Origin of the sequence: Lentzea albida (assembly GCF_900111005.1) — a bacterium.
Classification (GTDB): domain Bacteria; phylum Actinomycetota; class Actinomycetes; order Mycobacteriales; family Pseudonocardiaceae; genus Lentzea; species Lentzea albida.
Genome location: NZ_FOFV01000008.1, coordinates 20314 through 33410, shown reverse-complemented (window position 1 = coordinate 33410; position 13097 = coordinate 20314). Strand labels below are relative to the sequence as shown.

The 13097-nt window shown below is 69.7% G+C and carries 12 protein-coding genes; 7 read left to right on the top strand and 5 right to left on the bottom strand.

Translation table 11 applies throughout. From position 1 onward, the window contains the following. Positions 1 to 39: 39 nt before the first annotated feature. The gene (locus tag BMY74_RS20635) at positions 40 to 942 is read left to right on the top strand and encodes an ABC transporter ATP-binding protein (protein ID WP_089918394.1); all 903 of its coding nucleotides are present in this window, start codon (positions 40 to 42) and stop codon (positions 940 to 942) included. Here the strand turns inward: BMY74_RS20635 and mycP are convergent. Further along, a complete protein-coding gene (gene mycP, locus BMY74_RS20630) occupies positions 908 to 2056 on the bottom strand; it encodes a type VII secretion-associated serine protease mycosin (RefSeq protein WP_177229849.1) in 1149 nt (382 codons plus the stop codon). The genes BMY74_RS20635 and mycP overlap by 35 nt on opposite strands. Positions 2057 to 2361: 305 nt before the next feature. Here mycP and BMY74_RS20625 point away from each other — a divergent pair, with 305 nt between their 5' ends. From BMY74_RS20625 to BMY74_RS20605, 5 genes are all read left to right on the top strand, one after another. After that, positions 2362 to 2733: a hypothetical protein gene (locus BMY74_RS20625; protein WP_143091646.1), complete on the top strand. Its 372-nt coding sequence runs from the start codon at positions 2362 to 2364 to the stop codon at positions 2731 to 2733. A gap of 82 nt (positions 2734 to 2815) precedes the next feature. Then, positions 2816 to 3460, top strand: a complete 645-nt coding sequence (gene trmB, locus BMY74_RS20620) for a tRNA (guanosine(46)-N7)-methyltransferase TrmB (protein WP_089919053.1) — start codon at positions 2816 to 2818, stop codon at positions 3458 to 3460. A 132-nt stretch (positions 3461 to 3592) separates the two neighbouring features. Beyond that, positions 3593 to 4699: a nitric oxide synthase oxygenase gene (locus BMY74_RS20615; RefSeq protein WP_281244993.1), complete on the top strand. Its 1107-nt coding sequence runs from the start codon at positions 3593 to 3595 to the stop codon at positions 4697 to 4699. A 302-nt stretch (positions 4700 to 5001) separates the two neighbouring features. Further along, positions 5002 to 6159: a sensor histidine kinase gene (locus tag BMY74_RS20610; RefSeq protein WP_089918387.1), complete on the top strand. Its 1158-nt coding sequence runs from the start codon at positions 5002 to 5004 to the stop codon at positions 6157 to 6159. A 431-nt stretch (positions 6160 to 6590) separates the two neighbouring features. Further along, the gene (locus tag BMY74_RS20605) at positions 6591 to 7898 is read left to right on the top strand and encodes an amidohydrolase family protein (RefSeq protein ID WP_089918385.1); all 1308 of its coding nucleotides are present in this window, start codon (positions 6591 to 6593) and stop codon (positions 7896 to 7898) included. Between the two features lie 4 nt (positions 7899 to 7902). Here BMY74_RS20605 and BMY74_RS20600 read toward each other — a convergent pair whose 3' ends face one another. Continuing rightward, positions 7903 to 8580, bottom strand: coding sequence for an SDR family oxidoreductase (locus BMY74_RS20600; protein WP_089918383.1), 678 nt, complete (start codon positions 8578 to 8580; stop codon positions 7903 to 7905). 12 nt (positions 8581 to 8592) lie between these two features. Between BMY74_RS20600 and BMY74_RS20595 the strand changes: the two genes are divergently transcribed. Then, positions 8593 to 9768 carry an MFS transporter gene (locus BMY74_RS20595; protein ID WP_089918381.1) on the top strand — a complete coding sequence of 392 codons (1176 nt, stop codon included), beginning with the start codon at positions 8593 to 8595 and terminating at the stop codon, positions 9766 to 9768. On the opposite strand, the gene BMY74_RS20590 is transcribed toward BMY74_RS20595, so the two are convergent. The 3 genes from BMY74_RS20590 to BMY74_RS20580 all read right to left on the bottom strand — a co-directional run bounded on the left by BMY74_RS20590 (position 9741) and on the right by BMY74_RS20580 (position 13068). Beyond that, positions 9741 to 10280, bottom strand: coding sequence for a DUF3455 domain-containing protein (locus BMY74_RS20590; RefSeq protein ID WP_089918378.1), 540 nt, complete (start codon positions 10278 to 10280; stop codon positions 9741 to 9743). The genes BMY74_RS20595 and BMY74_RS20590 overlap by 28 nt on opposite strands. A gap of 46 nt (positions 10281 to 10326) precedes the next feature. After that, the gene (locus tag BMY74_RS20585) at positions 10327 to 10863 is read right to left on the bottom strand and encodes a DUF3455 domain-containing protein (RefSeq protein WP_089918376.1); all 537 of its coding nucleotides are present in this window, start codon (positions 10861 to 10863) and stop codon (positions 10327 to 10329) included. A gap of 117 nt (positions 10864 to 10980) precedes the next feature. Further along, on the bottom strand, positions 10981 to 13068 hold the full coding sequence (locus BMY74_RS20580; protein WP_089918374.1) for a PhoX family protein: 2088 nt from the start codon (positions 13066 to 13068) through the stop codon (positions 10981 to 10983). Positions 13069 to 13097 lie beyond the last annotated feature (29 nt).

Here is a 13097-nt window from a genome sequence, read left to right as displayed (position 1 = left end):
AGGTCCCTGTCGGTTTCTTCGAGCGCACCGGGAGAGGTCATGATCGAAGCAGTCCGCCTGCAGAAGCACTACGGCAAGACCAAGGCCGTCGACGACCTGTCGTTCAGCGTCCGGCCGGGCCGCGTGACCGGGTTCCTCGGACCGAACGGCGCCGGCAAGTCCACGACGATGCGGATGATCCTCGGCCTCGACACCCCCACCGGTGGTGACGTCAGGATCGACGGCAAGCACTACGCCGAGCTCAAGCAGCCGTTGACCAAGGTCGGCGCACTGCTCGACGCGAAGTGGGTGCACCCCAACCGTTCCGCGCGCTCGCACCTCAAGTGGCTCGCCGTCTCCAACAAGATCCCGGTCAGCCGGGTCAAGGAGGTGCTGGAGGTCGTCGGCCTCACCGAGGTCGCGCACAAGAACGCCGGCGGGTTCTCGCTCGGCATGTCGCAGCGGCTCGGCATCGCGGGCGCGTTGCTCGGGGACCCCGAGGTGCTGCTGTTCGACGAGCCGGTGAACGGCCTCGACCCCGAGGGCATCCTGTGGATCCGGCAGTTCATGCACCGCCTCGCGAACGAGGGCCGCACGGTGTTCGTGTCGAGCCACCTGCTCTCGGAGATGGCGCAGACCGCGCAGGACCTGATCGTGATCGGCAAGGGGCAGCTGATCGCGCAGACCTCCACCGAGCAGTTCATCGCCGACGCCACCCAGGACACCGTGAGGGTGCGGTCGCCGCACGCCGCGAAGCTGCGCGAGATCCTCGCCGCGCACGCGACGGTGACGGACGACTCGGTGAGCGGAAGCCTGGTGGTGCACGGGATCCCGGCGCAGCAGATCGGTGAGCTCGCGGCGGAGAACCAGATCGTGCTGCACGAGCTCAGCCCTCAGCGCGGGTCGCTGGAGGAGGCCTTCATGCAGCTCACCAAGGAGTCGGTGGAGTACCAGGCCCACTGACGGGCTTGGGGCGCCGCGACCTGATGGCGGGCAACGCGATCAGCAGTGCCGTCATCACGGCGGTGCCGCCCGCCACCGCGGCGACGAACGGCAGCCGGTCGCTCAGGTCGGCCGGTTGCCGCTGGGGGCGTTGCGCGGCGAGGGTCGGAGTCGGTTGTGCCGGCGGCGGTGCCGGCGCGGGCAGCAACGGGTTCCGTTCCACCGGCGGGAGTTTCGCGGTGAGCGCGCCCATCGGGTTGACCATCCCGAACCCGGTCGTCGCGTCGCGGCCGGGTTCCGCCAGGTCCGTCGCCGTGCTGATCAACGCGTTGACGACGTCCTTCGCGGGCATCTCGGGGTGCTCGGCGCGCACGAGCGCCGCCACGCCGGACACGATCGCCGACGCCGCGCTCGTGCCGTCCATCTCGGCGTACCCGCTGGCGTAGACACCTTCCGGCGCGGTCGTCACGATGCCTTCCGCCGGAGCCGCGAGCACCGTGTCCGCGCCCACGTTGGACGACGCCCACGGCTTGCCCGCCCTGTTCGTGCCCGCGACCGCGATCACGCCGTTGATGTTGGCGGGCGCGGAGACCTCCTTGCCCTCGTTGCCGGTGGCGGCCACGAGGACGACGTCCCTCTCGATCGCGTAGTTCACGGCCTTGACCAGCGACGGCGTCATCGAACTGGAGAAGCCCAGCGACATGTTGACGACCTTGGCGCCGTGGTCGGCCGCCCACCGGATGCTGTCGGCGACGACGTCGAGGCCGAACTGCTCCTTCTCGTCGGCGCTCGCGATCGGCAGGATCTTGGCGCCGGGCGCGATGCCGAGCGCGCCGCCGCCCTTGCCGGTCGCGGCGATGATGCCGGCCATCCCGGTGCCGTGGCCGTCGACGTCGGTGGTGCCGTCCGTGCCCTTCGAGCGGCCGAAGCCCGTTCCGGGCAGGACCCGTCCGGCGAGGTCGGGGTGCTTCGCGTCGACGCCGGAGTCGATCACCGCGACGACCACGCCGTCCCCGCGCGCCCTGGCCTGCGCCGAGTACACGTCGAGCGCGTCGAGGTGCCACTCCTGCTCCTCGATCGTCTGCGCGGCGAGCAGCAACGGCAGCGCGGCGGCGAGCGCGGGGAGCAGGGGCACGACAGCTACATCGTGTTTCCACCTCACAACGCAACGTGCCTGCGGTCACAGGTTGTGCAGCGAATTGCGTAAGAGGGCTGTTAACAACCGATAAAAACCGGCATTTTGGACATCATCGACGTTTGGTTTCCCGTTCAATGGGGTTATCCCCGCTGCGGAGGTGGCCAGTGGTCCGTGTGGAAGCAATGCTCGGTCTCGAGTGGTCCAGTGCTCTCGAAGCTCCCAACCCTGCCGAAATCGCCCTCACCCCAGCTGACGCGCGCCGCTCGTGGGTGAACCGCGCCCCCGAGCACGAGGTGCTCACGATGTACCGCTCGGTGCGCGACGCCGAGGACGCGCCCGCGCCGTGGTGGCTGCGCGCGCTGGACCGGGGTCGCCTGCGCTCCCGCGCCGAAGGTCACGCCGTCGAGGACGCGGTGAGCGAGCTGCTCTCCTCCCGTCCCGGCTGGGTGTTCGTGCCCTGGGTCGACCTCGGCGAGGTCGGGTACTGGGAGTACGTGCCGTCCGAGAGCGGTGTCTACGGGCCCGCCACCCCCACGACGGTGCAGTTCACGGACTCGCACCGCGGTTTCGTGCACCTCGTGCCGGCGCACCGCGGCGCCGGTCGCCCGGAGGCCATCGACTTCACGGTCGACGACCTGCGCGCCCAGATCGAGGACATCGAACTGATCGCCTAGTTCCCGGTCATTAGAATGACCGGTCGTGACCAGCCCTGAGTTCCCCCGTTCCATCGTCAGCTTCGTCCAGCGCGGCGAGCGCATGACCGTGGGACAGGAACGCGCCTGGGACACGTACTGGGAGAAGATGGGCAACGACGTGAAGTCGTTGCCCGACGGGCCCCTGGACTTCGACTCGTGGTTCGGCCGCTCCGCGCCCGTGCTGCTGGAGATCGGGTCCGGCATGGGGGAGACCACCTCGCAGCTGGTCGCCGCCGCGCCCGAGCTCAACTACGTCGCCGCCGAGGTCTACAAGCCCGGCCTCGCCCAGCTGCTGCTGCGCGCCGAACACCTCGGCGGTCTCGACAACCTGCGCGTGCTGCGCGGTGACGCCGTGGTCCTGCTGACCGACCACATCGCTCCCGCGTCGTTGCACGGCGTGCGGATCTTCTTCCCGGACCCGTGGCCGAAGAAGAAGCACCACAAGCGCCGGCTCGTGCAACCGGAGTTCGTGTCGCTGATCGCGTCGCGGCTGGAGCCCGGTGGCGTGCTGCACCTCGCGACGGACTGGGAGAACTACGCCGAGCAGATGCTCGAGGTGTGCTCGGGCGAGCGGCTGCTGACCAACGTGTACGACGGCTGGGCACCGCGGCCGGACTGGCGGCCCGTCACCAAGTTCGAGCAGCGCGCGGTGAACGAGGGCCGGATCTCGCACGACCTGATGTTCCGCCGGAACGACCTCACCTGATCGAGGTCTCAAGCCGAACGAGTGAACACCCCGGGTCTACCGTTCACTCGTTGGAGTGGCCGGTGTTGATCACCCGAAATGCCCCGAGTGGCAGTGACGCGTGAGGCTGTTCCGGGCTTAGCGTTCCGCTCCGTGACCCCCGACGTCCTCCCCGTCGCGGAGGAGTTCGTCCGCATGTTCCACGCGGCGCACTCCGACGCAGGCTCGCTGTCCGCCCGCATCGCCCAGGTGCGCGCCGAGATCGCCGAGACCGGAACCTACCGCCACACCACCAACGAACTCGCGTACGGCGCGCGGATCGCGTTGCGCGATTCCGGGTGGTGCACCTCGGGTGTGCCGTGGCGCCGGCTCAAGGTCCGCGATCTGCGCGGCTACCGCAACGCCGCCGCCGTCGCCGGCGAGTGCGTCGAGCACCTGCGCCTCGCGACCAACGGCGGTGAGATCCGGCCGCTGGTCACGGTCTTCGCGCCGGACGCCCCCGGCTCGCCGGGACCGGTGATCTGGAACGAGCAGCTGATCCGGTACGCCGGGTACGCCGACGGGATGGGGGACCGGCGGTACACCGGGTTCACCGAGTCCATGCAGGGCATGGGGTGGCGTCCGCCCGCGCGGCGGTCGCGCTTCGACCTGCTGCCGTTGGTGGTGGAGACGCAGCACGAGGGCCCGCGGCTGTTCACGCTGCCGTCCGAGATCGTGCACGAGGTGCCGTTGGAGCACCCGACCCTGCCGTGGTTCGGCGAGATGGGCCTGCGCTGGCACGCGGTTCCGGTCATCTCGAACATGCGGCTGTCGATCGGGGGTGTGCACTACCCCGCCGCGCCGTTCAACTCGTGGTTCGTCGGCGCCGAGATCGGCACGCGCTCACTGGCCGAGGAGGGCGCTTACGGTGTGGCGCGCGAGGTCGCCGAGGCGTTGGGTCTGGACACCTCGTCCGAACGCACGCTGTGGCGGGACTTCGCGACCGTTCACCTGAACGCTGCAGTGCTGCACTCGTTCGACAAGGCGGCCGTCACCATCACGGACCACCACGCGGAGGCGTTGCACCGCCTCGCCTGGCTGCGTTCGCGCCAGCGGCCGTCCGCCGCACGTCCCGCGTTCCGGTTGGACACCGCAGCCGCGGCGCGCGCACGGACCGGTTTTCCGGCGCGCTTCACGGCCGCGTTGGACGAGACGCGTCCCCAACCGACGAGCAGGCTGGCGGAACTGCTCCGCCAGCAACACTCCCTGACCAGCGCCTGACTTCCCCATCACACGCTGGTGTGCGGTCTTCCCTAGTGCTTCGAGTCGATCATCACGCCCGAGAGGGCCATCAGCGCAAGGACCAGCAGGCCGACCACAGCGGCGGCCCAAGTGAACACAACTGACAACATGGCGTCCTCCGTCTTCCCCGACTTCCTGCTCCTCCAGAGTCCGTGACCGTCGCGTAATCCGGCATCCGCCGTGAGGGTGTTTCCGCAGGTCGCCTCATCAGCCTTCTGGCTGATGCCCGGGTAGCCCCTGGTCGGACGCGGGGTCGCACTTGCGGCCCTAGGGTTGCTCGGGTGGAGAGCACGGACTTGAACTGGCGGCTGCTCGCCAAGCGTCAGTGGCCGCTGGCGCTCTCGCTGGCCGGGATCGTCATCGCCGAGACCGGTTCGATCGACACCCCGTCCGGCTGGTGGCAGGTCCCCGGTGTGCTGGTCGTCTGCGCCATCTCGGTGCTCGCACCGCGCAGACCGTTCGACGCGGCACTGGCGGCGGCGTTCGCGATCGTCTGCGTGGCGATCTACATGCGGCTGCTCGGAGTTCCGATCGAGCCGCACTTCTTCCTGAGCGGTGCCAGCATCTCGATCACCGGCGCCGCCATGGCGACCGTGGCGATCCTGGTGCGCGAGTCGTCGCACTGGCGCGCGGTGGCCGGAACCCTGCTCGTGATCGCGGCGATGATCGCGATGGAGGTCATCGGGTGGCCGATCGTGTCGGAGCTCGAGTACCGCAGGTGGGAGCCGGATCCGTCGTCGTACCTGTTCGGCGCGTGCATCATGCTCGTGCTCGCCATAGGCACCGGTCTGTACTTCCGCGCCCGTGACAACGAACGCGCGTCCCAGCTCGCCGCTTCCGTTGCGGCGGCTCAGAACTCCGAGCGGATGGCGTTGGCGCGGGAGCTCCACGACGTCGTGGCGCACTACGTGACGGCGATCGTCGTGCACGCGCGAGCGGGTCAGCTCAACCGCGAGTTCGACGTGCTGCCGGGCATCGAGGCGTCCGGGAACGAGGCGCTCACCGCGATGCGCCGGCTGGTGGGAACGTTGCGGGACGGTGAGTCCACCGGTCCGGCCGCGTCTTCGTCGCTCGTCGACGACGTGCGTGCGCTGGCGGCGGAATCCGAGCTGCCGGTGCGGCTCTCGTTCGACCTGCGGGACGCGGTGCCGCAGGAACTGGCCCGCTCGGTGTTGCGGCTGGTGCAGGAATCGCTGACGAACACCCAGAAACACGCGTTCTCGGTGTCCTCAGTGGACGTTTCACTGTCCTCGAGCGACGGTGTGCTGCACCTGGCCGTGCTGGACGACGGTGTCGCCTCGGGCGTTCCCGTCGGCGGCTCGGGAGGGTACGGGCTCGTCGGCATGCGCGAGCGCGTGGAACTGCTGGGTGGGACGTTCTCCGCGGGCCGACGCGAACCGACCGGGTGGACGGTCCGCGCCGATCTGCCGATCAGCTAGCTCAGTCGAGGTCGCGGATGACTTCGAACTCCTGGGTCATCTCGAGGTCGCTCTGCTGGTCGTCGTTCTGAGGGTCGATGTCGGCCACTGATGCCTCCGCATGATCACGCCCGTACCGTGGACCGTGATCATGCCAACTCAGCGCCGGGTCGGCGGCTTGGGGGTGGCGGGCTTCTGCGCGCGGCGGAACTGACCGGCAGACGTGCACGACTTCTTCGACATGATCTTGAGACGCCCCTGTCCTGCCCGTGGTTGCTCGTGAATGCACAAAGGGCCCGTCGGCTCATGCTCTGACGGGCCCCTTGGATGGGGAGAAGTTTTAGGCCGGGGCGGACCCTGGGGGTCGGCCCGCGCCCGACACAGCGAGGATGCCCAGGCCGTCCGGAAGTATGCGTGCATGTGACCGGCATCACAATGGCAGGATTCTCCGCATGTCACTGCGTCTGCACGCCCCGGTGGTCCTGCCCTGCGACCCGTCCTGCGCCGTGTTGCGCGACGCGGTCGTGGACGTCGTCGACGGCCGGATCACCTACGTGGGTGAGCTCTCGTCCGCGCCTGCTTTCGACGGCGAGGCCCGTTCGCTCTCGGGCATCCTGCTCCCCGGCCTGGTCAACACGCACGCCCACAGCCCGATGACGGTGCTGCGAGGCCTGGGCTCCGACCTGCCGCTGCTGCGGTGGCTGCAGGAGCAGATGTGGCCGAACGAGGCGCAGATGACCGCCGCCGACGTGGGCACGGGCATGCTGCTCGGTGCCGTCGAGATGCTGCGGCACGGCGTCACCACCTCCGCCGAGATGTACTTCCACGGCCCTGAGCTGGTGTCCTCCGTGCTGGCCGCCGGCTCGCGGGTCGTGTTCGGCGGGGCGATCCTCGACGTGCCGGGCATGGACTGGAGGGCGCAGACCGACGAGATCTCGTCGTGGATCGACGCCGACGGCCTGCGGTTCGGACCCGGCGAGCGCGTCGAGCTGGCCTACGGGCCGCACTCCGCCTACACGCTGTCCGCTCCGCAGCTGTCCTCCATCGCCGTGGAGGCCCGTGCGCGCGGTGCGCTGTTCATGGTGCACGTCGCCGAGTCGCCGTTCGAGGACGAGGCCGCTCGCGCCGAGTTCGGGTCGGTGCCGGCGCTCATGAAGGCGTCGGACGTCTTCGGTGGCCGGGTGCTGTCCGCGCACTCCGTGCACCTGTCCGATGACGACATCGCCCTGTACGCGTCTTTCGGCGTCGGCGTGGCGCACTGTCCCGGCTCGAACACGAAGCTCGCGTCCGGGATCGCCCGGGTTCCCGAGATGCTGGCCGCCGGCGTGTCCGTCGGACTCGGGACGGACGGGCCCGCGTCCAACGACGACCTGGACCTGTTCGAGGAAGCTCGGCTGGCCGGGTTGCTGGCTCGGGTGTCGAAGATGGACGCGACCGTGCTCGGTGCGGCGCAGGCGTTGTTGATGGCGACCCGGGGTGGGGCTGCCGCGCTCGGGCGTGACGACATCGGGGCGCTGGAGGCCGGTCGGTGGGGCGATGTCGTGCACATCGCCGCCGATGACCCCGCCTTCGCGACCGGGCTGGACTCGCCCGACGAGCAGCTGCTGGCGAACCTGGTGTGGGGGTCGGGGTCCCGGCGGGTCACCGACGTGTGGGTGGCCGGGGAGCAGGTCGTGGCCGGTGGGGAGTCGACTCGGGTGGACCGGGCCGAGGCCCAGGCCGGGGTCGCCGCGGTGGCGCGGCGGCTGCGGGCGAGCTGACCGCTCAGTGCGGGCGCGACCGCACGTTGATCTCGGTGATGTGGGCGTCGGGCGTCGCCAGCACGGCCGCCGCCACCGCCCGCCCCACCGAGGCCGGGTCCAGGTACTTCGACGGGTCGTACTCGCCGCCCTCCTGCCGCCGCACGTCCTCCTGCATGGGCGTGGCGGTCCGGCCGGGGTACACGGTGGTCACGCGGATCGACGGCTCGTCGCCGCGCAGGGCGTCGGCGTAGGCGCGCAGGGCGAACTTCGAGGCCGCGTACACGCCCCAGCCCGGGTTGGCGTTGAGGCCGGCGCCCGAGTTGATCAGCACCACGTGACCGCCGGCGGCGCGGAGCTGCGGGAGGACCAGGTTGGTCAGTTCGGCCACCGCGAAGACGTTCACGTCGAAGGTCTTCCGCCAGTCGTCCTGGGTGGCCTCGCCCAGCGGGCCGAGCAGGGCGATGCCCGCGCTGTGGACGACCACGTCGAGGCGGGAGAGAGCGCTGAGGTCGGCTGAGGCGGCGTTCGTCAGGTCGAACGGCCACGCCCGGGCTCCCGGGAGTTCCGCTGCCAGCACGGACAGGGAGTCCTCGTCGCGGCCGCCCAGCAGGAGGTCGTGCGTGGGGGCCAGACTGCGGGCGATGGCCGAGCCGATTCCGCTGGATGCCCCGGTGACGAGGGCGACCGGACGATCACTCATGGGGGAACCTTAATGCCCAGGAAGTTGATCCTGCCGTTCCTGTGCCTGCTCTACTTCGTCAACTACCTGGACCGCGTCAACATCGGGTTCGCCGGGCCCAACGGGATGTCGGACGAGCTCGGGCTCACCTCGACCGTGTTCGGGTTCGCGTCCGGGGTGTTCTTCATCGGGTACCTGCTGCTCGAGGTGCCGAGCAACCTGGCGCTGCACCGGTTCGGGGCGCGGCGGTGGATCGCGCGGATCATGATCAGTTGGGGGATCCTCGCCACGGCCATGGCGTTCGTGCCCAACGGGACCGTGCTGATCGTGCTGCGGTTCCTGCTCGGGGTGGCGGAGGCCGGCTTCTTCCCGGGGATCATCCTCTACCTGACCTACTGGTACCCGCAGGAGGACCGGGCGCGGATCGTCGCGTTGTTCATGGTGGCGGTGCCGATCTCGACGGCACTCGGGGCCACGTTCAGCGGGCTGCTGATCCAGTGGACCGACTGGCGCACGATGTTCCTCGTCGAGGGGTTGCCGGCGATCGCGCTGGCCTTCGTGGTGTGGTTCTGGTTGCCGGACAAGCCAGCGGACGCGGTGGAACAGCCCGCGGAAGAGCACTGGCCGTTGAAGAAGGCCCTCACGCACCCGCGGGTCCTGGCGTTGAGCTTCGTGTACTTCGGGATCGTGTACGGGCTGTACACGCTCGGGTTCTTCCTGCCGACGATCATCAAGGGGCTCGCGCCGGACGCGGGCGTCGTCGAGCGCGGGCTGGTCAACGCGATCCCGTACGTCCTCGGTGCGGTCGCCATGGTCCTGTGGGCCAGGCACGGTGACCGCACCGGAGAACGGAAGTGGCACGTCGCCGCGCCCATGCTGCTCGGTGGAGCCGCGATCCCGTTCGCGCTGCACCTCGACAACCCCGTCGCCGCGATGGTCGCGGTCTCCGTCTGCGCCATCGGCGTCTGCGCTGCCCTGCCGACGTTCTGGGCGCTTCCCACGAGTTTTCTCGGCGGCACGGCCGCGGCGGGCGGGATCGCGTTGATCAATTCGCTCGGCAACGTGAGCGGCTTCGCGGCGCCGTACGTCACCGGGTGGCTGCGCGACCTCACCGGGACCCAGAAGACCGGTCTCTGGGTCGTCGGCATCACGATGGTCGCGGCGGCGGTCGTCGCGCTCGTTCAGAGGGCGGGCACGGAGAAGGTGTAGAGCGCCTCGTAGCGGACGGAGGTCTGCGCGCCTTCGGTGCACGCGCCGGTCGGGGCGAGACCGCCCTTGGTGTTGAGGCGCTGCACGTAGCTGACGCCCGCGAACACGCCGTCGCCCCTGGTGGACTTGGCCTTCAGCAGGAGTTCCGGAACGGCGCCGGGCACCTCGTTGCGGGCGCCGTCGACCGGGGCGGCCTCGACCGCGCTGCCGTCGACGGTGGACACCCAGATCGGGCCGCGGGAGTGCAGTCCGACGGCCCTGCCGAGCCGGTCCGCCAGGGTGGCGGCGGGTTCGAGGCCCTTCCACGCCCCGGCCGTGCAGGTGTAGGTCTGCACGCCCTTGGCCTGGAGCCTTTCGACGACCTTGTTGCCGGGCGGGACCTGGACCGCGGGTGCGACCCTCGCGGAGGCCTCGCTCATGGCACCCGTCGTCGGCGCGGCGGTGGAACCCGCGCCTCCCAACGCGATGCCCAGGAGAGTTGATGCGACCAGGACGATGCCAGTTCGTTTCATCACCCCCGGTCGTACGGCCCGGTCAACGGACCGGTTCAGTCTCGTCTCACTTGGCGGCGTAGAAGGTGTAGAGCGCCTTGTACGGGACGGACGTCTGCGCGCCGGCCTTGCACCCGCCCGCCGGGGCGACGCCGCCCTCGGTCGCGAGGCGCTGGACGAAGGTGACCTTGCCGAACAGGCCGTCGCCGCGCACGGTCTTGGCCTTCAGCAGGAGTTCGGGAACGGCGCCCTTGACGTCGTTCTTGGCGCCGTCGACCGGCGTCGCCTCGACCGCGCTGCCGTCGACCGCGGAGATCCAGACGGGACCGCGGGAGTGGATGATGATCGGCTTGTCGTCCTCGTCCACGAGCGTCGCGGTGGGCTCCAGGCCCTTCCACGCGTTGCCCTGGCAGGAGTAGGTCTGGACGCCCTCGGCCTGGTACTTCCCGACCAGCTCCTGGCCCGCCGGGACCTGGACGGCCGCCGCGACGGGCGTGTCCGCGGCCCGGGCGACGGGCGTGGGGGTGGCGGTACCGGTGGTGGGGGTGCCGCACGCGGCAAGACCCAGAAGAGCAGCAGCACCAACGAGAAGACGAACGTTCACGACTCACTCCAAAGTGGACGACCAAAGTGGACTTTTGGCTGTCCGCGGTGCAGCCACCCATCACACGGACGGGTGGCTGCACCGGTTCACGGCGTCGGAGTGAGCCGGACCACAGGATCAGTCGCAGATCCTGCGGCGGTCCTTGCGCCACACCACCGCGACGGACGGACGCGGCTGCGAGGTGCCGCCGTCCGGCCAGTGCGACAGCGGGTTGTTCGCCGACGCGCCGTCGATCTCGCCGGGGTGCTGCACGGACACCAGGACGAAGTCGTCGGTGATGACGGGACCGCAGGTCTCCGCGCCCTTGGGCACGGTGAGGAACTGCTTCACCTGGCCGCGGCGCCTGCCGGAGACCGGCACCGCGAACAGGCCGTCGTTGGAGCCCAGCGCGTTGCCGTCCGTGGAGATCCACAGGTTGCCGCGCGAGTCGAACGCGACGTTGTCCGGGCACGAGATCGCGCTGACCTGCGACTTGTCGAAGCCGCCGAAGTACGTGCCGGGGTCCTTCGGGTCACCGCAGACCAGCAGCAGCTTCCACGAGAACGTCAACGCCGTGTTGTCGCTACGGCGCTCCTCGATCTCCAGGACGTGGCCGTGCTTGTTGCCGTTGCGCGGGTTGATCTCGGTCGGGCCTTCCTTGCCCGCCTTGCCGCGGTCGGTGTTGTTGGTCAGCGCGGCGTAGATCCGGCGGTTGTGCAGCGAGGGCTCGACGTCCTCGGGGCGGTCCATCTTCGTGGCGCCCACCTTGTCGGCGGCCAGACGCGTGAAGACGTAGACCTCCTCGGCGGTGAAGCCGGGCACGAACGACTTGTCGTTGTGCGCCAGCGCGATCCACTCGCCGGAGCCGTCGAACTCGCCGTCGGTCGGGAGTGTGCCGGTGCCGTCGATCTCGGCGGCCGGGCTGTCACCGGTGAACTTGGCGACGTACAGCGTTCCCTTGTCCAGCAACTGCTTGTTGTGCTCGCGGGCGCGCTTGGAGTCGCCCTTCTGCATGCGCTCGTCGGAGACGAACTTGTACATGTAGTCGAAGCGCTCGTCGTCGCCCATGTACGCGACCACGCGGCCGTCCTTGGCGACGATGACGTTCGCGCCCTCGTGCTTGAAGCGGCCGAGCGCGGTGTGCTTGACCGGCGTCGACTTGGGGTCGAGCGGGTCGATCTCGACGATCCAGCCGAACCTGTTGGCCTCGTTGGGCTCCTGGGCCAGGTCGAAGCGCTTGTCGAAGCGCTCCCACTGGCGCGTCGTCGCGCCGCCGCTGATGCCGTAGCGGGCGAGCTTCGCCTTGGTGTCCGGGTCGGCGACGTTGCCGCCGTTGGCGAAGTACTGGTTGAAGTTCTCCTCGCCGGACAGGATCGTGCCCCACGGCGTGACGCCACCGGCGCAGTTGTTCTGCGTGCCCAGGACCTTGCGGCCCGTCGGGTCGGCGGAGGTCCTGAGGAACTTCGACCCGGCGGCCGGGCCCTTGACCTCGAACGGCGTGGTGAGCGTGATCCGGCGGTTGTACTTCTTCATGTCGTTCTTGGAGACGACGAGCTTGCCGGAGCGGCGCTCGCGCTCGACCTTGACGACCGACAGGCCGTGTGCGGCCCACGCGATCTTCGCGTGCTTCTCGGTGACCTTGTCCGCCGCCCAGTCCTTGAACATGAACGTTTCCGACGTGTACTCGTGGTTGCTCACCATGAGCCAGCTGTCCCAGGAGCCGGGCAGCGGGACGAGGCCGCAGAAGTCGTTGTTGAAGCCGAACTGCTTGGCCTGCGCCTCGGGCGTCTGGTTGTCGAAGTCGAACTTCGGCGCGTCCGGCAGCACCGCGTCACCCCAGCGGATGACGACGTCCTGCTCGAACCCCTTCGGCACGCTGACCTGGTCGAGGGTGTTGGGCGCCACCGGCTCGAAGTTCAGGCCGTCGTTGCCGCGACCGCGCAGGTCGAGGTCGACGCTCACGGGAGGAGCGGCGGCGGCCGAACCGGAGAACGCGAGCGCACCGGCACCGGCGGCCGCGACGACCGCACCGGCCTTGAGCATGCCGCGGCGGCTCACGACCTCCTTGACGACGTCGCCGAAGTACGCGTTGGCCGACGAGTTGGGCGCCTCGTGCGAGCACGCGTTGCCGCAGCGGAACTCACAGGTCACGGCCTGACGCCCGAGCGGGTGGTTCGTCGGGAGCAGGGGCAGCAGGCGGCGGCCCCGATCGGTGGATGAGGACACGCAGGCCTCCGAGATCGGTCAGTGTGGGA

Bases quoted from the DNA above. Each gene is read 5' to 3' on its own strand.
- BMY74_RS20595 (WP_089918381.1), top strand. From the start codon at position 8,593: ATGCCCAGGAAGTTGATCCTGCCGTTCCTGTGCCTGCTCTACTTCGTC.
- BMY74_RS20625 (WP_143091646.1), top strand. From the start codon at position 2,362: ATGTACCGCTCGGTGCGCGACGCCGAGGACGCGCCCGCGCCGTGGTGG.
- BMY74_RS20600 (WP_089918383.1), bottom strand. From the start codon at position 8,580: ATGAGTGATCGTCCGGTCGCCCTCGTCACCGGGGCATCCAGCGGAATC.
- BMY74_RS20605 (WP_089918385.1), top strand. From the start codon at position 6,591: ATGTCACTGCGTCTGCACGCCCCGGTGGTCCTGCCCTGCGACCCGTCC.
- BMY74_RS20635 (WP_089918394.1), top strand. From the start codon at position 40: ATGATCGAAGCAGTCCGCCTGCAGAAGCACTACGGCAAGACCAAGGCC.
- trmB (WP_089919053.1), top strand. From the start codon at position 2,816: ATGACCGTGGGACAGGAACGCGCCTGGGACACGTACTGGGAGAAGATG.
- BMY74_RS20590 (WP_089918378.1), bottom strand. From the start codon at position 10,280: ATGAAACGAACTGGCATCGTCCTGGTCGCATCAACTCTCCTGGGCATC.